The organism is Nocardiopsis gilva YIM 90087 (assembly GCF_002263495.1).
In the GTDB taxonomy this organism is placed as follows: Bacteria; Actinomycetota; Actinomycetes; order Streptosporangiales; family Streptosporangiaceae; genus Nocardiopsis_C; species Nocardiopsis_C gilva.
The window spans coordinates 4795375-4813808 of record NZ_CP022753.1 but is presented as its reverse complement, the minus strand read 5'-3'; the positions used below and the strand labels follow the sequence as shown (position 1 = coordinate 4813808).

Below are 18434 nucleotides of genomic sequence, written 5' to 3'. Positions count from 1 at the left end.
CTGGCGAGTGATCGGAGGATTCTGCTGTGAATTCGGTCCGTGAACTGAGGGGCGGGGGTCAAGACACCCAGGCTGGGTGGGAGCGTTGCGCGTTCATTGCTCGCTCCTCTTCGCGTTGTGGGAGGTGTCGGTGCCCGACATCGGGTGGGCGTAGGTCTCTCCCAAGCTGTCCTCCGGTGCGGCCATCGGCATGCGCACCCCAATTGTGGTTCCTTTTCCCGAGGCGCTGGTGATGCTAAGTGAGCCGTTGGCATGCGCGGCACGTTCGTGCATGCCAACGAGCCCGTAGTGACCGATCGGCTCAGGAAGTTCTTGACTGGCCTGGGTCCTGCTGTCCCAAGAAACCGGCCCGAAACCCGTGCCGTCGTCGATGACCCGTAAGACGGCGTGGCCATCGACCGCTTCCAGCGCCACCTTGACTGTGGATGCTTTGGAGTGGCGTTCGATATTGGTCAATGCCTCCTGCAGGATGGCCACCATCTCCTGAGCGGCGATCACCATCAGCTTGATCGAACTGCCCTGGGAAGTGTTTGGAAGGGAGACCCGGACCGGGATTCCGGACCGGTTCGCCCAGTCGGTGGCGATGTCAGCTATCTGTGTGGCGATGTCGGCGTCGGGCCGGTTGGTGCGCAGGTCAGAGATGAGTTCCCGAGCTTCGGCAACCGCGAGTTCTGTAGCCTTGGCGATCCGAGATGCCTCGGAACTGGCCCGTTGCGGATCCCGGGCCACCCACAGCGGAAGCGCTTGGGCGGCCATGGCCGTTCCCTGCAAGGTTTTGGCGACGGAGTCGTGCATGTCGCGTGCGAGGCGGGCGCGTTCCTCAGCGGCGGCAGCGGAGCGCTCAGCGAGCTGCCGGGCCGCCTGTTCGGCTGCCAACTCTTCGAAGATTGCACGCAGGCGCGATCCGACGTATCCGGCGATGGGGTAGAGCAAGGGGTGCACCAACAGCACCTGGAATGTGATGTTCGCAGGCATGGAACCGTTGAGACCCGTGTAGGACAGAAGCGCCGCGTAGTAGAAGATCACCTGGCAGAATGCGATGGCCATGAGGCCGCGCCAACTGAACAGGACACCTGCGATGCTGGTCGTCAACACGGTTGCCATAAAAAAGGGGCCATCCGGGCCGTCGACAGCCAGGACCACGGCAGCGACAAAGGCGTCTCCGGCGGCTAGGAGGGGGAGCTGGGATAGTTGTGGTGTAAGCCGGTTCCAGTAACGGGCTGCTAACCAGGTGAGCAGAGCGAACGCGCAGACAATCAGGAGAATGTCGACGTCGATTCGCTCACGGGGAAGGAAGAGCAGAGCGACACCGGTCAGGAGCAGCCGGAGGTGGAGTAGCAACCGCACAGTGGAATCCAGCCGCGTACGTGCGGCTGGAGACGGTGTCCGGTCGGTCTTCATGCTGTTCTCTGGCTCCCCAAGAGATTGAATGAGCTGGTTGTCAGGGCGTGAGGTTGCTGAAATCGGTGCCCAGGCCGAAGACCATGGTGCCGCCGACGAGCAGGATCAATCCGGGTAGCAGCGTGCCAGCAGATACTGCTGTGACACGCGGGTTGAGCTTCTGCGCTTTGCGGCGCATGTACTGGGCATCGTCTCGACGCATGTCCTGACCGATTTCGTGGAGCGACTGGGCCAGGGGTGCGCCTAGCTCCTCAGCCTGTTGAAGCGCAGTAACGAACTTGCCGAGGGCTTCGTTTTTGTTGCGTTCCCGAAGATCCGTGAACGCCTTGCGTCGGCTAGTCCCGAGGTCCATCTGGCGGAGTGCGGTGCGGAACTCATCCGAGAGCACACCCGGCATTGCCTCCGAAACGCGCTCCAGGGCCTGGCGAAAGGAGAGGCCGGCGCCGACGGTCACCGCGAGAACGTCGAGAAAGTCGGGGAGCTGTTCCTGAATCTGGTTCTGCCGCTGCTGGGAACGCGCATAGAGGTCGAGGTCACTCATGAAGGTGAAGGCAAACGCCATCGCAGCGAACAGGACACTGCCACCCATGAGGAAGAACAGCCCCAACGAACCGTAGAGAAGGACTTCGCCCGCCTTGCGCTGGGCGTACAGTTCGACGGTCAGGCCGTCGGGGCGTCCCGCGGCCTCCAGGCGACGACGGACGGACGCTTGACGTTGCTCACCGAGGAGGTCAAGCGTTGTTTTGGTGAGCGGCCTGCCGAGCATCGCGGTGATGCGGTGGAGGATGAAGGGCTGGTCCCCCGCCTTCTTCTTCGGGAGTAGCTCGTCGTCGGTATTGACGCGGTTCTCTGAGGTGTAGAGGTGGAACCCCCACACAGCGGTGATCCATAGGAGACCAGCCACGAGGCTGATCAGGAGGAGGACTGGGAGGGAGAAGCTGATCGTCGGCATGTCAGTTCGCGTTCCGTGACTCGACTAGTAGTTGATCTTGGTGATGCGGCGGACCAAGACGACACCGACGAGAAAGAGGGAGCAGGAGATCGCCAGGACGACCTGTCCCCCCAGGCTCTCGGTCATGGTTCGAATAACCCCCGGTGAGATCAGATTGACGAGGAACAGCGAACCAACGCTCATCGCGGTCAGCGCCCAGGCGGTCGCAGTGGTCTCGCTGAGAATGGTCTTTACTTCCCGGCGGGTCTCCTTGCGCTCCTCAAGGGTGGTGGAGATGTTTCGTAGCGCCGTGACCAGCGCACCACCTGATCGCGCGGCGACGAGGAGCGTCGAGACCAGGACCCCGATCTCGCGCGAAGGCATCCGCTCCCGGAGGTCCTTAGCCGCGGAGTCGAAGGACTGGCCCACGGAGAGAGACCTGGCCATGCGTTTGAGCTCAGTGCCCGCCGGATCGCTCAGTTCATCGGCTGCCATGTCCACAGCTGTCGGGAGCGCAAGCCCGGCCTGGGTGGCGTTGGACAGGACCCGGGCCAGTTCGGGGAGTTGCGCAGTGAACTCCTCCTTGCGGCGCTCCTCCTGGCGTTTGAGGTAGGAGAAGAACAACCAGCCGACCAGACCCGCAGAAAGGATTCCGAAGATGGGGGCGAGCGCCTGCCAGACGAACACGATGGCGACGACCCCGGCCGCACTCATCAGCAGTACGAACGTCGACGTCCGGACGTTCACGCCGGCACGCGCGATCCGCAGACCGATCTTCTTGCCGATCTCCGTGCGCTGGAGCATGACGTCGAACCGCTCGAGCGGATGGTTGGCTCGGGCCTCCACTTCCAGCATGGCGCTGCGGGCGCGCAGAGCGCGGTTCTGCTGGGCTCCGGCGAGCATGTCGTAGAGGGCCACCATCGCTACCCCGAGAGTGGCGATGGTGATGCCCAGGATGAGTAGGGGATAGTTCACCGGGGGGCTCCGTGGCGGAATCGGGTACGTCGGGGGATGCGGAGGTGGATCATGCCACGCCCCTCGCGAAGGATTGATCGTCATCATCGGCAACGCCGAAGGCTCCGGGGAGGCTTTCGCCCCCGTGGATGAGGCGCTGCGCAATGTGCCGTGGCAGGGGACGGTGATGGAACTCGCCGCGGACCTTGCGGTCCGCTCCCATCGGTTCCTTGACGAATTCCATGACGCTCTGCAGCCGGAACTCCTCCCGGCGTGTGGAAGCGACGACCGCCACTTCACCGACCCGGCGTGCGCCGTCCGCGGCGCGGTCGAGATACACGATGACGTCGATGGCGTTGCTGATCTGATCCCGGATCGCTTCGAAGGGGATCTTCACCTCGCTCATGGAGGCCAGGGTCTGGAGTCGGTAGATCGCATCATCGGCGGAGTTGGCGTGGACGGTCACCAGGGAGCCGTCATGACCAGTGTTCATCGCCTGGAGCATGTCCAGGGTCTCGCCGCCGCGGACCTCACCGACGATGATCCGGTCCGGCCGCATACGTAGCGAGTTCCGGACGAGGTCGCGGATGGTGATCTGGCCGGCGCCCTCCATGTTGGGCGGCCGGGATTCCAACCGGATCACGTGCTCCTGTTGGAGCTGGAGTTCGGCGGAGTCCTCAATGGTGACGATCCGCTCGAAACCGGGAACGAAGGCCGAAAGTGCGTTGAGGAAGGTGGTCTTACCAGTACCGGTACCACCCGCCACGACGACGTTGAATCGCGCCCGCACGAGCGCGGCCAGCAGAACGCCGGTGGCCGCGTCAAGACTGCCTTTCGCGGCAAGTTCATCGATGGTGAACGGTTTCGGGAAGCGTCGGATGGTGAGGATAGGCCCCGAAAGGGACAACGGTGGGATGATCACGTTGACACGCTCGCCCGAGGGCAACCGGGCGTCGACCATCGGACTGGACTCGTCGACGCGGCGGTTGACCTGGGAGACGATGCGGTCGATGGTCTGGTGCAGCTGATCCTCACTGGCGAAGGTGGTCTCGATGCGCTGCACCTTTCCCTGGCGCTCGATGTAAATGTTGTCCGGACCGTTGACCATGATTTCGGTGACGGTCTCGTCGGCTAGGAGAGGTTCAAGAACGCCCAGGCCTAGGGCTTCGTCGACGACACGCCGAATGATGCCGCTTCGCTCCCGGTCAGAGAGCACAGGGCCTTCACGGGACAGGATGTGCCCGACGATCTTCTCCAGGCGAATACGTCGTTGGGCGAGCGACAGCATCGCCAGGTCGTCGAGGTTGATCTCCTGGAGAAGACGCTGCCGCCAGTGCGAGATGCTGCCGCGGTCAGCACCCTGCTCGACCAGACGGTCGTCGGCGAGGCGGTCTTTGAGTCCCATGCTGTCCTTCGGTTGGGGCTACTGCCAGAGGTGTCTGTCGTTCGATGACGCGGGGGCGCTGGCCCTGCAGAGGTGTATCGACCCCTACGTCACACGGTGGGCATCTCGACTCGACGCTTGAGCTCGATCTTGAAGGGGGCATTGCTCCACATGATGGGTGTCGTCACCGACACCTCCGTGTACACACCTCCGCTGCCGTTCGGGCCGGCGGTGATGTCGGCATCGTCCAGCCAGTCGGGCAGGGAGGCACGTGCGGTCGACTCAGCCACGCCGTAACCGCTGGCACCGGCAACCCGAGCTCCGGCACGGGCCGCGGATTCAACGCGCTCGATGGCGGTGAACGAGGCGAAGACTTCCATCACGAGGGTCACGAACAGCAGCAAAATTGGGAAGTAGACCGCGAACTCGATCATCTGCGCACCCGAGTCGCTGCTCCGGCGGCGGGAGAGCGCGGAGGGGAGGGACACCATGGCTTCGAGTCACCTCCTTTCTGTCCGTGGTGGCTGGGTGAGTTACGAAATCGCGGTCAGTAGCGTCCCTCGGGGACGATCCGGGTCTCGGCCCCGATCTCCCACGGGGTGTCGAATCCTGGCAGTACCGCGGGTGTCTTGATGCGAACCTGGACGAAGGACCCGTCGGCCGGATCCTCGACGACTTCGACGGACATCGCATCGTCGTCGTTCCAGGGAGGAGCGACGCGCTTCCGCGCCTCACGGTCGATCTTGTCGGTGGAGTAAGGGGTGACCGCTGCTTGCCGGGCTCCCTCGGCGGAGCCGTGGCTGGCGTACATGGAGGTCAATCCCACGAGTACGACCTGCCATACAAGGAGCAGCGCCAAGCCGAGAAGCGGTACCAGGGAGGCGAACTCGATCAGGGCGACGCCGCTGTCGCCCTTTCGCCTACGCAGAGTGCGTGACCTCATGTGCTGTCCTTCTTGAGCAGCCCGCTGAGGCTCGTCTTCTTGCCACCGGTCTTCTGATCGTCGCTGTTCGGCTCCTCCGTCTCTGAAGCGCGAGTGACGAGAAGTCCGACTTCGTCGGCGACCAGACGGAATGCCTTGCGGAGCCCATCGTCGCTGATCCGCAGTGGATCACCGGTGTTGGTGGCCTCTTCCAGCGCCCGATAGTTGGCGGGGATGACATGCTTGAACAACGGCGTACCCAGCAGCTTGCGAACGAAGTCCGGCTGGATCTCGTTCTTTCGGCTGTGGCGCGTCAGGAGGGCGGTGACCTCGTCTTTCTTACGTACCTGCAACCGTTCCCACATGGCGACAAGGCGTTGTCCGCCGCGGATGGCCGGCAGGTCGGGGGAGACCACGACGATGGCGGTGTCCGCCAGCTCCACCGCCATCGCGCTTGCCTCGGTCAGGTAGGCGCCGCAGTCCACGATGACGACCTCGTAGCGGGAGCGCAGCGCGCCCAGGATCTGCCGGGCGGCGCTGGCGGTCATGTCTTCTCCCCGCTCGCCTTCGCCCGGCGCCAGCAGAATGTGGATCCCATCCGGGTGCACGTACAGCGTGTCCGAGAGCATTGCGGCGCTGATGTTGTCGGCGACCTCAGCCAGATCGACGATGCTGCGCCGGTGGGTGAGATCCATGAAGCTCGGAACGTCGCCCGACTGCAGGTCGAGGTCGACGAGGCAGACCGACCGTTTGGCCTTGGCCGCCACCATGGCGAGCTGGATCGCTGTGGTGGTGGTGCCGATACCGCCTTTGGAGCCCGACAGGGCGACAACCGAACCACGACTCCCGCTGACTGGGATGTCGAGGGAGGCGGCCTCCAGGTGGCGACGCAGTGTCCGTGACCAGTCGGCCGCTGTGCTGATCCGGGCGCTCAGCTCCTCGACCGTGGCACTGGTGGCGAGGACACCACGCGCGCCCGCCTCCATCGCCTGGTTGAAGGTATCTGGCAGGACCTCTTCGACCAGGAGAATGACGGCGAGTTGCGGGTGCGAACGTGAGAGCTCCCGGATGATGTCCAGGACGGGGAGCGGACCGAGCTCTTCGTGGATCAGCACCACGTCGAGATTGGGCAGCTTGGGCACCGTGTCGATGATCTCCTTTGAGGAGCGGTGCACGCTGACGATCTGGCTGTCGGCCAGTTCCTCGAAACCTGCGGTGAGGGTCGACTCGATCGTCTCGGTCGGTGCGCCCAGCATCACCTGGTAGGTCATTTGCGGTCGTTCTCCATCCTCGAACAGCGGTGCGGCAGTGAGCTAGGGCTGGTCGTTCTGCTGCTCATCATCGCCGTCGCTCTTCTTGCCGGAAGCTCCAATGACCTCGGCGATGTCCGCGCTGCACATCGTTTCGTTACCGGGGTTACCACTGCCCTCTCCACTCACGAGCCCAAGCCGCAAGGTGCTGGAGAAGCTCTCCAGGTAGGTGAGCCGTAGGGTGTCCTCGGGGTTGAGGCGGAAGGTGACCGGGACATTGCCGGTCAGAGTGCCGCTTTCTTCTTCGGCCTCGGAACGGACGACGCCGAGCTCGAGCACCTCAATGTCGGTGAGTGCCCGCACCGCGCAGGGCGGGTTCTCCTGATCGCCCTTGAACGTGGCATAGACGTCCACGCGGGAACCAGGGCCGACCTTGCCGGCCACGCCTGTCTCCGCATCAACCATGATCGCGATCTCGCGCTCCCCGGCCTTCAGATCGGGGGCTGGCCTGAGCATGCTGCTCTGCAGCAGGAGACCCTTGTCTAGCGCGGCGGCGGATACCGGGACCTCGCCGGGCTTGAGTTCGAGGTCAGCCTGCAGGTCGGAGATGAAGCTCTTTTCGAAGAACTTCGCAGGGACCTTGGCCTCTTCGACCATGTCCGCAGTGACCGGCTGGTATGCGGGGACATCCTGGGTAAGCCGCAATACTGTCTGGTAGCTGCCGAGCTCGGCGTTGAGCGTGGCTACGTAGCTCATCACGCTGAAGGTGACCGCCACTGCTCCAATACCGGCCACGATCATCAGCAGGATGCCGCGCCGCTGACGGGGGTTCATACGCTTGCTTTCCGTTCTTAGCTTCGGGGGGCAGGGGGTGTGGAATCCGCTGGATCGGTTGACTGTGACTGCGGCCCTGTGCCGGTGTTGCCTTGTCGGGCCGGGGGACGTTGGGTACGGCCGTCAGCCGAACTCGACTGTTGGGCGACCCAGGACGGTCGAATGTGTTCTCCAGTCGTCTTCGCCGGAGGTGCGGGTACATCCGCGCCCTGTTTCGGCGGCCGACCTGCGGGCAGCTGGTTGGCTCCGCGGCAGAATCGGCAGATCACTCCAGCGGAGATCGGTTCACGGCACCACAGGCACGGGGTGGCGCGGATGCTTTTCACCGGGTGCGTCAGTGCCTGGGGGTGGGCGCTGAACGCCACGAACTCCACGTATTTGGTAGTCCCCCAGTACTTCCACCCCAGCGGCTGCTCTGGGAGGCCGCCCGCCATCTGGCAACCAAGCGAGGGAATGAACTGGTCGTTGAAGTCGGAGTGCTCAACCTTCTCCGGCGCGCTGACGAGGATCTGCACCGGCTCCATCGGCCGTTGCGGAATGTTTGGCGCGGGGTTGTCATCCTTCACCCTGCCGACACGTTTGACCGGTGTGCAGAAGGCCAGAAACGTGGTCGTCGGCAGGTAGGAGCCAACATGCTGCTTGAGGGTGATGGGGATCGTCGACAATCCACTAACGCTCTTCATCCACCCGCCGGACAGCATGTGCTGCGGCAACTCATCAACGAGGGAGGCCACCAAACCGGACGGGAGGTAAGGGGCTAGATAGGCGAGCTGGTCAGCCATGAGGGATAGGGCCAGCGGCGCGATATCGACGTCGATGCCGGCGATGTGGTCCGTACCCAGAGAGAGGCGGGCAAACTGGACGGCGCGCTCAGCTTCCTCTGAGTGCCATTGCGGGTAGAGCGCGATGACTTTCCTGCCTGCGGCGAGGTGCCGAGCCGAGAAGTCGAGGAAACCGGCGGACCGGGCGGCGAGGTCGTCACCCTTCAAGGTGAAGCGCTCGGCCTGCGCATCCCCGAGGTGTCCGGTAGTGGGGATGTCAGCGAGCAGAGCGACAACGCAGTGAGACCTGGAAGGGTCGGTGGACACTTTGCGTGGCTCCCGGGGGATGGGGGTCGTGCTTCGGTGTTGGGGCGCAGTAGGCCACCTGCGAATCCGCTGAGACAGCGTAGGGCGCTGCCACTGGTTGACGCCACGGCAGTTCGCCCCTGAGCGGGTCTCAGCGGGGGCGCATGTCACATAGGGTTATGGTTTACCGGAAAATCGTTCGAATTGCACTTGGAATCGTGACCCTCGGTTCAAGTATGGCCAATTGTGGACATATTGTCACGATTGTGTAGCGCGAGGTTGCTGCCCATGGGCGTCATCACTTGCGGGACGCTGAGACACCGACCCAAAGGCCGCGTCAGGATCATACGGCCTTTGGGGGGTGGTGTCGGCGTTCAGGGGGTGCGATCCCGACGTCCATTTGGTGCCATGGGCAGTGCCGAGGGTGGATTTCTGTGCTGAATTCCCTGGTCATGGCCTATTCGGGGTGGCGGAACCGGGGAGGGCTCTGGTGGTTTCGGGAGCCGCTCGGGGAGTGACGTTAGGGGCGCGTGGGACGCCCGGGCGCGGAGGCGGATGGCCTCCATACGGCTGCTAATGCTGACTGGGACGGGTTCTTCCTCGCCGTCCGGGGAAGGGCAGGTCGGCAGGGGCGGCGGCTCCTGTGGCTCCCGTTGTTGCAGCTGCTCCAATGGTGCTGGTTCCAGCGGGGTGGGCGTTCGGCAGGTTGGAGCGGTCGTACTTGGAGCGAGGGAGCGGCTGCGGGGGTGGGGCATGCTTCGTTGCAGCTTGCGGGGCGGACGGTTGGCCGCGTGGCAGAACGGGCAGACGCGGGTGGTGATCCGTTCGCGGCACCAGGTGCAGATGGTCGAGGCGAGCTCGGTGAGGGTGTCGGAGAGTGCGCAAGGGTGTGCGCTGAACGCGACGAAGTCGATGTGGCCCGATGTTCCCCAGTACTCGGTGGCCAGTGGCTGCGGGGGCAGCGGCAGTGAGCGGTCCGGGGCCAGGGCGGGGAGCAGATCGTCGTTCAGGAACGTGGTGCGCAGACCTTCGGGGACCGAATAGAGCACCTGCGTGGGCGTCTGCGGGTGGTGGGGGATGCCGTCGGCGAGGTCTGCACCCTGGCGGACCTGACGGACGCGCTGTTCCGGTGCGCAGTAGGCCATGAAGGCGACGCCGGGGACATAGGAGCCGAGGTGCTGGCTGATCGAGGTCGGCAGGGTGGCGAGCGACCCGACACTGCGTAGCCAGGCGCCGGCCAGCATGTGTTTGGGGAGTTCGGTGGCCATCGCCGCGGTCAGCCCGGCGGACAGATACGGCGCGAGGTACGCGAGCTGATCTGCGAGCAAAGACATGGCGAGTGGTGACAGGTCCAGGCCGACGGCGGCGATGTGGTCGGTGCGCAGCGCTCCCCGGGCGAAGTGGATGGTGCGTTCGGCCGCTTCCGCGCGCCATGTCGGGTAGAGGGCGATGACCTTCTGACCCTCGCCGATCCGCTCGGTGGCGAAATCGATGAACTCCGCGCTGGTGTCGAGGCCGACCGCTCCAGAGGACTTCGCCGAGAATATGCGGCGGCTATCGCGGGGGAGAGGGAAGCGGCGGGCACACGTGTCCCCGAGCTGTCCGGTGGCCGGGATATCGACCAGCAGCGCAACGGCGGCGGTGGGCCCCGTGCGCACGGTGGCTTCCGCTGGCGTGCGGGACGGTACGGTGCCGGGGCGCCCGGGACGGGAGAAGGTCACCTTGCAAGCCCCTCGAGATAGGCGCTTGGACGGCGAGGTCATGCGGAGGTGGTTCCCAGTGCCGCGATCTCACAGGGCTCGTGCGGCGGATCGAATTCTTATCGTAATGAAGGCCGATCAGGGCGTGAAGCGGGTGTGGTCGCCCTGTGGACAGGGGGACGGAAGCGACGGCATGCGCCGATCTTCTCCTCCGGAATGTGCCCGGTCAGTAAGGGCCGCGGTTCACGTGGGGGATGCCTGCTCTTCTCCGGGGGGTGGGGGTAGAGCGATCGGTCGGTTAGGAGATGCGAACACGACGTCGGGTCTTCTGCGCTCCAGAGAAACTGCGCAGCCCACACCGGTCTGGGGCGTCGAGAAGGTCCCCGCCGCTGGTGGGGCGACGGGGACCGGGCAGTTCCTGCTCAGCCGTTGCAGGTCTTGGCCGCTCGTGCAGGCGGGTTCTCCAGGTCGTAGAGAAATTCGTTGACGTCTGACTGGATGATCGTGGGCGCGTGGTCGGCCTCGGGGTCGTTAGCGGTGGCGACCCACAGGTTTTCGGTGCGGCGGATGGTCCACCGGTGGCCGTAGTGCTCGCGGAGCAGGCGGAGGAGTGGGTCGTTGTTCGTATTGGTCACGACTGGTCTCCGATCGCCTGGTCGAGGAACCGGGACGCCTCGGCTTTGGTGAACCCGCATTCGCGGACCAGGGCGCGGTGGGCCTCGAAGTAGGGGCAGCGCAGGCGTACGATCCGCCCGCCAAGCCCGCGCACGGTGAAGCAGAGCATGAGGGGCAGTTCGGGGTCATAGGTGACGCTGAAGTCACCGCGCACGGCCCGCGTGATGTTGGAGGTCATCGGGTGACCTCCATGGTCCGCAGGGAGACCCGTCCGGCGAACTGCCGGAAGCGGCGCTCCTCGATGGAGCGGCGGGCTTCCAGCGCGCTGATGTAGGGGCGGACGCGGCGGGATCGCCGCGATGGCAGGATGGACATGTCTCACTCCTTGCGCGAGTGGGGCCATGCCCCGGGACGAGGGCCTTCGTCGCCGGGGTCTTCTTCTGTCAATCGACAGTAAGGCAACTCCTATACCCTCGTCTACCGACGTATGGATCTGTGGATATTTGAAGGCAGTCATCTACCGTCTGGCGCATGTCCGAGGATGAGATCGACTACGATGCGCCGACTCCGCCCTACCGGCAGATTGCGGCCGTCATCATTGGTGAGATCGAGCGCGGGGTTCTGCAACCGAACCGGCCGATCCCTTCGGAAGCAACGATGATCCAGCGCTGGGGCGTCGCCAGGGATACTGCCCGCCGCGCGGTTCGCTACCTCCGTGATGAGGGATACGTCTACACCGTCCCGCAGAGGGGAACGTTCGTGTCGGCACGTCCCGGAGATAGCGAGTAGCAGCGGAAAGCAGCTCTTTACGGCCGAGGTAGGTCAGCGCCACCCGCGCACGATCAGCGTGAGCGCAGCCGCGAATCCGGTCCCAGTCGCCACGAGACAGGGGCCGTAGCGGTGTCGCTGGGACCGAGCAGAGGCGCCGGAGGCAGAGAGAGTGAGCCCAGCGGGCAGCCTCCGGGTGCCTCCGGCGCGGGCACTCGCGCTCATGAATAGCGATTTCACGTCGGTGGGCAGGCCGAAGAGGAGCGCGTCAGGTCACCGACACGATCACCGGTAACAGCCAGAAGACCCTGGTCAAGATCACCGCCGATGACGGCCAGACTCAATAACCGCCGCATCCGATGCTGATCACACGGCACACCCGTTGAAGCGCAGAGGCGGCACGGAGTGGGGCTATGCACGCCCGGGTGGTGAACTTGGCCCCTGCGCCTCGGTCATCGGTAGAGCAGCACGGCGATGACGACGACGGACGGGATTGACCGGTCGGCAAACGGCTTCTTCGACCAGGCGTCCGTGGGTGGACCCGCCGGATCAGGCTCAACGTGGACGGCCCGCCAGGGCCCTGGACAAGGGCATTGCGCCGGTTGAGTGTCGGTCCGACAAACGAAAAAGCCCTGGTCATCGCATGCGATGACCAGGGCTTTTGCTCTGGGGTGAGTGAGGGGACTTGAACCCCCGACATCTTGGACCACAACCAAGTGCTCTGCCAACTGAGCTACACCCACCATGATCGCGGGGCTGAAGTGGCTTCAGCGCCTGCGTTCATTGAAGAGTCTAGCGGACGTCGGAGGGTGCTTCGCTCACTTTTCCTCGTGGGTTTCGGTTTCTTCCTCCGTGGTGCTCGGCACACCCTTGCCTCCGGCGGCGATGTCGGCCGCGATGGCGCGGGCCGTCGCGCTGTCCGGACCCGGGGCGGGGACGAAGCCGGCGGCGCGGTAGTAGCGGAGTTCCAGGATGCTCTCGTTGATGTCGGCCAGGGCGCGGTGGCCGCCGTTCTTCTCCGGGCTGGCGAAGTAGATGCGGGGGAACCAGCGGCGGAGCAGCTCCTTGATGCTGGAGACGTCCACCATCCGGTAGTGCAGGTACTCGTCGATGCGGGGCATGTCGCGGGCGAGGAACAGCCGGTCCGTCGCGATGGAGTTGCCGCACAGCGGGGCCTTCTTCGGCTCCGGGATGTAGCGCTTGATGTGCGCCAGGACGAGGTCCTCGGCTTCCTTCAGGGTCACACCCTTGTCCAGCTCGTCAAGCAGCCCGGAGGTGGTGTGCATCTGTGTGACGAACTCGCCCATCTGGTCAAGCGCCTCCTGCGGCGGCTTGATAACCACGTCGATGCCCTCATCGAGCTGGTTGAGGTCGCCGTCGGTGATGCGGCAGGCCACCTCGATCAGCGCGTCGCGTTCGAGGTCGAGCCCCGTCATCTCACAGTCGATCCACACCAGGCAGTCATTCATACCGGTCAGCTTAGGGCGTCTGAGGAGTGGCAGTTCGCGTCGCGAGCGCCGGCGCCTGGTGGGGCGGTGCGCGTGGGGCGGGGAGAACGATTGTTGGTCGAAATGCGGGCGGCCCGGGTGAGCGTGCGATCGCACGCTCACCCGGGCCGCCCGCATAGGTCGTGGCTAGATGTAGATCCCGAACGCGCCCAGGATGTCGTAGCCCTCGCCGAACTGCAGGTAGCCGAGGCCGCCGACGACGATGACCAGCAGGAGGATCACGAACAGGAAGCAGCCCATGCAGCCCCCGCAGCCGCCCTTCTTCTTATTCGGCGGTTGCTGCGGGTAGGGAGCGGGCCCGCCCCAGCCCGGGGCGCCCTGTGGGGGGCGTCCTGGGTACTGCTGGCCGCCGCGGCCTTGAGGAGGCTGCGGCGGGTAGCCGGGCCGCCCTGCGGGCCGGGCGGGTAGGCGCCGCGCTGGGGGCCGCCCGGGTAGGGCTGGGCCGACGGCGGCTGCTGTTTGTTCTTTTTCTTCTTGCGGCCGTGCTCTTGGGCGCGACCGGAGGTTGCGGCGGGTAGCCCGGGGAGGACCCTGCTGTCCCTGCTGCGGGTAGCCGGGGTACTGCTGGGGGCCGGAGGGCGGTTGCGCGCCGGGGTAGCCGGGCCGCTGGCCCGGGTATCCACCCGACTGCGGAGGGCCGAACGCCTGCGGTCCGCCGGGGTGCCCACCGGTGGGCTGGCGGCCGGGGGGCGGCTGGTGGCCGGGGTAGCCGCCGCCCTGCTGGCCGCCGAAGGGCTGGTGGGGGCCCGATGGCGGTTGCGCGCTGGGGTAGCCGCCCGACGGCGGTTGGGCGCTGGGATACCCGCCGGACGGCGGCTGAGCGGCGGGGTACCCGCCTGACGGCGGTTGCGCGCCGTACGGCTGCTGCGGGCCGGAAGGGGGAGTGCCGGGCGGCGTTCCGAAGGCTCCGGCGGCGCCCGCCGCGCCTGCTGCTCCCGCTGCTCCGGAAGGGCCTGCCTGCGGGCGTTCCGCCGCCTCCTTGGCCAGCCGCTGCTGTTCCTCGGCGTGGCGCTTGGCGGCCTCCTCAGCCTGTTTGGCCTGTTCCTCGGCGCGCTTCCGGGCTTCCTCCTCGGCCTTCTTGCGCTGTTCTTCCTTCTGCTGCTTTCGTTCCTCGGCGATCTCGGAGATCCCCTCCTTGAGGTCGCCGAGGAACCTGTTGAACTTGGAGCCCTTCTCCTCTGGTGCGTCCTCGCCGCCGCTGGGCGCCGCGAAGGTCGCGTCGTCAGGGTTGAAGACCGCTGTCCTGGGTGCGTCGTCGCTCGAAGCGTCGGGAGAGAAGACGGCCGTCTTGGGCGCGTCCCCGGAGCCGAACACCGCCGTCTTGGGGGCGTCGTCGCTGAGGTCGGCGGTGGGGCCGTCATCGGCGCTGTAGGGGTCCACGCGCATGGTGGATCCGGCCGCGTCGCCGGTGACGTCCACGGTGGGGTCGTCGTCGCCGGGGGCGGGGGCACCGGACCCGTACTGCTGGGCGGCGTTGGGGTCGATCCGCATCGTCGAGCCGTCCGCGCCCGCGTCCGCTGCGGGGACGTCGTTGACGGGAACGGTGGTCGACGGGTCGCTGGGCGGCGTCACGCGCATGGTCTGCGGTTCGTCGCCGATCGGGGTGGCCGGAGTGGATGGTCCGCCGAACTGGCCGGGATCGATGCGCATCGTGCTCGGCTCATCGCCCGCGGGGGTGGCCGGAGCCGGTCCGCGCGCGCCGCTGAGGTCGGCGGTCGACTCGGTGTCGTCCGCGCCCGCGTTCGTCGGGGCCGACGGCTGCGCGGGGTCGAAGCGCATGGTCTGCGGCTCGTCGTTGGACGAAGTGGTGGAGGCCGACAGATGCGCGGGGTCGATGCGCATCGTGCTCGGTTCGTCGGCCGACGGGGGAGCGGTGGGACCCGAGGTCGTCCGTCCCGGCGCGTCACCGCCGGGGATCGCGCCGCTCAGGTCGGCGGTCGCCTCTGCGTCGTCCGTGCCCGAGGCGCTCTGTTCCGGCTGTCCCGCCTGTTGCAGCTCTTGGAGCGAGCGGACGTGCTGTGTCCATTCCTCGCCGTTCCACCATCGCAGCATGCCCTGTTCGCCGTGCGGATCCGCATACCAGCCCGGCTCGATCGATCCACCCATGGCGGACAGACTAAGGGGTTATGGGACTGGCGATAACCACTGGTCCGCCCATCGTCCCAGAGTGGCCGGGCATCGGACGGAGCGTAACGTCACGCTCCGTCCGGACCGCGGGGCTGTGCGGGCTGGTCGAGGGGCGCGGATGGGCGTAGGCGTCAGCGCTTTCGGCTCACGTGTGCGCCATCGCCGGATGCGGTCCTGTGGTGTTGTCACTGGGCACGAAGGCGTGCGCGGTGGCGGGGGCGTTGTGCTCCTCCGTCTTGCCCAGGAGCCCGGGCAGGTGGGAGCCCAGGAGCCGATCGGGCGAGATCGCGCCGGGGCCGGCGGCCCGGGAACCGGGCACTTGGGAATGGCCGAAATGCCCGCCCAGCGCCCACAGGCGCGCGGTCGCCGTGCGCTGATAGGGCGGCCTGTCCGGCGGGGGCGGAGGTCCGGCCGGCCAGGTGCGGGCGACCTCCCAGGAGTCCAGCCACGACAGGATGGGGTCCACGCCGGTCAGCGGGCGGTCGGTGAAGGGGTCCGACGCCTGCCCGATCACCTCGATGACGAGGCAGATCCGCCCCTCGCGGGCGGGGTCCGGGTCGCAGCCGAGGCGGCCGATCGCGGGCACCGTGGCCGGCAGCAGCTGGACGGTCTCCCCGGTCACCGGGTTCCACACCAGGTGGGCGGTGGGTTCCTTGTCGCTGTAGCGTCCGGCGATGGTCCGGGCCGAATGGGTGGTGGGATCGGCCTCCGCGGTCAGCCATACGGCCCGAGGGGCGCCTCCTCTATAGAGGCCCCCGGTGGTCGTGCAGTGGACTCGTCCGGCGCCTGGCATCCACGCGTTGGCCACGGTCGCCACCCTCTCACCGATCGCACACCTACCGCACTACTCTGAGTACGCCAAAACGACGGCCGAGTCCATAGCCGGGATCTCCGTGACCGTGAAGATTGCGATCGCGTGGAAATCTGGTGGTTTGCGCACGGGGTGGACGTGGGTCCCATGTGACGTGGCAGGCCACGTCACATGGACGCACGCCGGGACGACCCGGGTGGGTCCGGAAGAACCACACGGACCCTGTGGGCGTGCGGAGATCCGGCCACCACGATCTGGTGGCCGGATCTGGCCACGGACGGTAAAGGCCAGCAACCCCTCCGCTGCCGCGGTGGCTCGCTTACCCGTCGTCCTCCGAGCTTTCCGGCCCCTTCAGGCGCTGGGCGAAGGCGCGGAGGAAGATGTCGCCGATCTCGGTGGGGTCCTTGGTGGTGTAGGTGGCACCCCCCGTGGCCTTGGCGACCTTCTCCAGGGGCGCGGGGTCGATGTCCGGGCCGAAGGCGATGGTGAAGATGGGCACCGGCCGCTCCCGTGAACCCTCGGTCTGCAGCGTCTGCAGGAGGTGTTCGAGCGAGATGCCGTTGGGGTCGTCGTTGTTGCCGTCGGTGAGCATCAGGATGGCGTTGATGCGGTCGGCCTTGTAGTTGCGCGACATCTCGCGGAACGCGGCGAGGTAGGTGTCGTACAGCCCCGTGTCGCCGTCGGGCTTCGGTTCGAGCTTGCCCAGCGCCGAGGCGATCCCCTGCTTGTGGGTGCCCCCGTCGCCTTTGGCGCTCAGTTCGCGGACCGGTGTCAGCTCCCGGTAGTCGAGCTCGTTGTTGAGGGCGGTGGAGAACTCCCACAGGCCCAGCTCCGACTCGGGCGGGAACATCTCCAGCCCCTGGATGGCGGACGCGGTGGTGACCTGCATCCGGTTCTTGTCGGTGCCGGGCACGGTCTCCAGCATGGAGCCCGAGATGTCGACGATGGTCAGCAGGCGCGTGTCGAGCTTGAGCTGGTTCCACGCCTTCCCGAGCTGCTCCACGGTGCCCGACGACGGGTCGGGCAGACTCTCCGGCGCCTTCTTCTGGAAACCGTTCTCGGAGGTCAGTACGTCGGGGTCGGCCGTGCCCTCGGCGGTCCGGAACCCCTCGGCGAGCATCGCCTTCTGGACGCTCTTGCCCGACAGTGCGGCGCGGAAGGTCTCGGCCGCCCGCGACAGGATCGGGTCCTCGGCTCGCACGATGTAGGGGTAGTCGAGCGTGTAGGTACCGCCCTCGGGGTAGGTGACGTGGGCCGGGGCGTCCGGGTGGTCGGCGTTGTACCGCCAGGCGGCCTGCTCGGAGAGGACCATGAGCGGCGGGGTGTCGCTGTTTTGGCTGAGCACGCCGAACGCGGCCTTCTCGTCGGGGGTCACCCCCCGCTGCAGGGTCTGCAGCGCGGCGACGAGCTGCGGCTGGTCCTTCTCCTCACCGCCGATGGCGTCGGAGATCAGCGCGAGCGTGGCCATCCCCGACGCGCTGCGGATGGGGTCGACGACGCGCACGGCGTTGGTCGAGGTGCCCCCGGTCGGTGCGGCCGTCGGCACGAGCGCGTCCCAGGAGGGCTCCTCGTCGGACTTCTTGGCCGCGGCGGCCGGCTGGGCCAGCACCAGCGGGGAGTAGGCGACGGACGTCCCGGTGTCGGTCAGGGCCGCCCCGCCATTGTGGTTCTCGACGATGTTGTGCCACAGCCGCGAGTCGGGGATCCACACGTCGGAGTCGGTGTCGCCCAGGGTCGGCCCGGCGCCGGTGATGCCGTAGGCGACGTTGGCGGAGTCCTCGCCCCGCACCTCGACGCGGACGCAGCGGCCGTCCACGCCGTGCTTGGCGTCGTTGAACTCCGAGGTGACACGGTCGAGGGCCGGGGCCAGCTCCGGGCTGGCGACGACGCTCAGCGGGATGTCCTTGCCGCCGCAGCCGTCCTGGTTGTTCACCGTGTACCAGCCGGTGATCCCTAGGCCGAGGATGATCGCGAAGGCCGCCGCGAGAGCGACGAAGGCGCCGCCGCGTCCCCGACGGCGCCGGGTGCGGCTCTGCTCTCTGCGGGCCGGGCGGCCCTCGTCACCTGCGTAGTTCTCGCGATGGCGTCCCAAGGTTTCCTCACGGGGGGTGTGATGCGAATGGGGGTGTGGATCGGAACGGTACTGAAGACCGCATCGAGGG

At 66.5% G+C, this 18434-nt stretch carries 18 protein-coding genes and 1 tRNA gene; 1 reads left to right on the top strand and 18 read right to left on the bottom strand.

The window, feature by feature from the left end:
- Nucleotides 1–93: 93 nt before the first annotated feature.
- The 13 genes from CDO52_RS21495 to CDO52_RS28265 all read right to left on the bottom strand — a co-directional run bounded on the left by CDO52_RS21495 (nucleotide 94) and on the right by CDO52_RS28265 (nucleotide 11433).
- On the bottom strand, nucleotides 94–1401 hold the full coding sequence (locus tag CDO52_RS21495; RefSeq protein ID WP_051060829.1) for a sensor histidine kinase: 1308 nt from the start codon (nucleotides 1399–1401) through the stop codon (nucleotides 94–96).
- Nucleotides 1402–1441: 40 nt separating this feature from the next.
- On the bottom strand, nucleotides 1442–2353 hold the full coding sequence (locus tag CDO52_RS21490; protein ID WP_017619792.1) for a type II secretion system F family protein: 912 nt from the start codon (nucleotides 2351–2353) through the stop codon (nucleotides 1442–1444).
- A gap of 24 nt (nucleotides 2354–2377) precedes the next feature.
- A complete protein-coding gene (locus CDO52_RS21485; RefSeq protein WP_017619791.1) occupies nucleotides 2378–3307 on the bottom strand; it encodes a type II secretion system F family protein in 930 nt (309 codons plus the stop codon).
- Nucleotides 3308–3356: 49 nt separating this feature from the next.
- Nucleotides 3357–4691: a CpaF family protein gene (locus CDO52_RS21480; RefSeq protein WP_017619790.1), complete on the bottom strand. Its 1335-nt coding sequence runs from the start codon at nucleotides 4689–4691 to the stop codon at nucleotides 3357–3359.
- Between the two features lie 89 nt (nucleotides 4692–4780).
- On the bottom strand, nucleotides 4781–5104 hold the full coding sequence (locus tag CDO52_RS21475) for a TadE/TadG family type IV pilus assembly protein (RefSeq protein ID WP_152471705.1): 324 nt from the start codon (nucleotides 5102–5104) through the stop codon (nucleotides 4781–4783).
- A 113-nt stretch (nucleotides 5105–5217) separates the two neighbouring features.
- Nucleotides 5218–5613 (bottom strand): hypothetical protein, encoded by a 396-nt coding sequence (locus CDO52_RS28905; protein ID WP_017619788.1) that lies wholly within the window; start codon nucleotides 5611–5613, stop codon nucleotides 5218–5220.
- On the bottom strand, nucleotides 5610–6863 hold the full coding sequence (locus tag CDO52_RS21470) for an AAA family ATPase (protein ID WP_017619787.1): 1254 nt from the start codon (nucleotides 6861–6863) through the stop codon (nucleotides 5610–5612). Before CDO52_RS21470 ends, CDO52_RS28905 begins: the two co-directional genes overlap by 4 nt.
- A 42-nt stretch (nucleotides 6864–6905) precedes the next feature.
- Entirely contained in the window at nucleotides 6906–7676 is a 771-nt protein-coding gene (gene cpaB, locus CDO52_RS21465; protein ID WP_017619786.1) for a Flp pilus assembly protein CpaB, read from the bottom strand.
- A 17-nt stretch (nucleotides 7677–7693) separates the two neighbouring features.
- Complete coding sequence (locus CDO52_RS21460) at nucleotides 7694–8764, bottom strand: hypothetical protein (RefSeq protein ID WP_017619785.1); 1071 nt, start codon at nucleotides 8762–8764, stop codon at nucleotides 7694–7696.
- A 353-nt stretch (nucleotides 8765–9117) separates the two neighbouring features.
- Nucleotides 9118–10401: a hypothetical protein gene (locus tag CDO52_RS21455; protein WP_094932646.1), complete on the bottom strand. Its 1284-nt coding sequence runs from the start codon at nucleotides 10399–10401 to the stop codon at nucleotides 9118–9120.
- A gap of 464 nt (nucleotides 10402–10865) precedes the next feature.
- Entirely contained in the window at nucleotides 10866–11078 is a 213-nt protein-coding gene (locus CDO52_RS21450; RefSeq protein WP_017619783.1) for a hypothetical protein, read from the bottom strand.
- On the bottom strand, nucleotides 11075–11296 hold the full coding sequence (locus CDO52_RS21445; protein WP_017619782.1) for a hypothetical protein: 222 nt from the start codon (nucleotides 11294–11296) through the stop codon (nucleotides 11075–11077). Before CDO52_RS21445 ends, CDO52_RS21450 begins: the two co-directional genes overlap by 4 nt.
- Nucleotides 11293–11433: a hypothetical protein gene (locus tag CDO52_RS28265; RefSeq protein ID WP_017619781.1), complete on the bottom strand. Its 141-nt coding sequence runs from the start codon at nucleotides 11431–11433 to the stop codon at nucleotides 11293–11295. Before CDO52_RS28265 ends, CDO52_RS21445 begins: the two co-directional genes overlap by 4 nt.
- 156 nt (nucleotides 11434–11589) lie before the next feature.
- Between CDO52_RS28265 and CDO52_RS21440 the strand changes: the two genes are divergently transcribed.
- Nucleotides 11590–11847: a GntR family transcriptional regulator gene (locus CDO52_RS21440; RefSeq protein ID WP_017619780.1), complete on the top strand. Its 258-nt coding sequence runs from the start codon at nucleotides 11590–11592 to the stop codon at nucleotides 11845–11847.
- A 646-nt stretch (nucleotides 11848–12493) separates the two neighbouring features.
- On the opposite strand, the gene CDO52_RS21435 is transcribed toward CDO52_RS21440, so the two are convergent.
- The 5 genes from CDO52_RS21435 to CDO52_RS21415 form a co-directional block, all read right to left on the bottom strand.
- A tRNA-His gene (locus tag CDO52_RS21435) sits at nucleotides 12494–12569 on the bottom strand.
- A gap of 75 nt (nucleotides 12570–12644) precedes the next feature.
- Complete coding sequence (orn, locus tag CDO52_RS21430; RefSeq protein ID WP_017619779.1) at nucleotides 12645–13295, bottom strand: oligoribonuclease; 651 nt, start codon at nucleotides 13293–13295, stop codon at nucleotides 12645–12647.
- A gap of 165 nt (nucleotides 13296–13460) precedes the next feature.
- On the bottom strand, nucleotides 13461–15440 hold the full coding sequence (locus CDO52_RS21425; RefSeq protein ID WP_094932645.1) for a DUF2510 domain-containing protein: 1980 nt from the start codon (nucleotides 15438–15440) through the stop codon (nucleotides 13461–13463).
- A gap of 166 nt (nucleotides 15441–15606) precedes the next feature.
- Complete coding sequence (locus CDO52_RS21420; protein WP_193373684.1) at nucleotides 15607–16269, bottom strand: hypothetical protein; 663 nt, start codon at nucleotides 16267–16269, stop codon at nucleotides 15607–15609.
- A 322-nt stretch (nucleotides 16270–16591) separates the two neighbouring features.
- Complete coding sequence (locus CDO52_RS21415; protein WP_017619776.1) at nucleotides 16592–18364, bottom strand: substrate-binding and VWA domain-containing protein; 1773 nt, start codon at nucleotides 18362–18364, stop codon at nucleotides 16592–16594.
- Nucleotides 18365–18434: the final 70 nt, after the last annotated feature.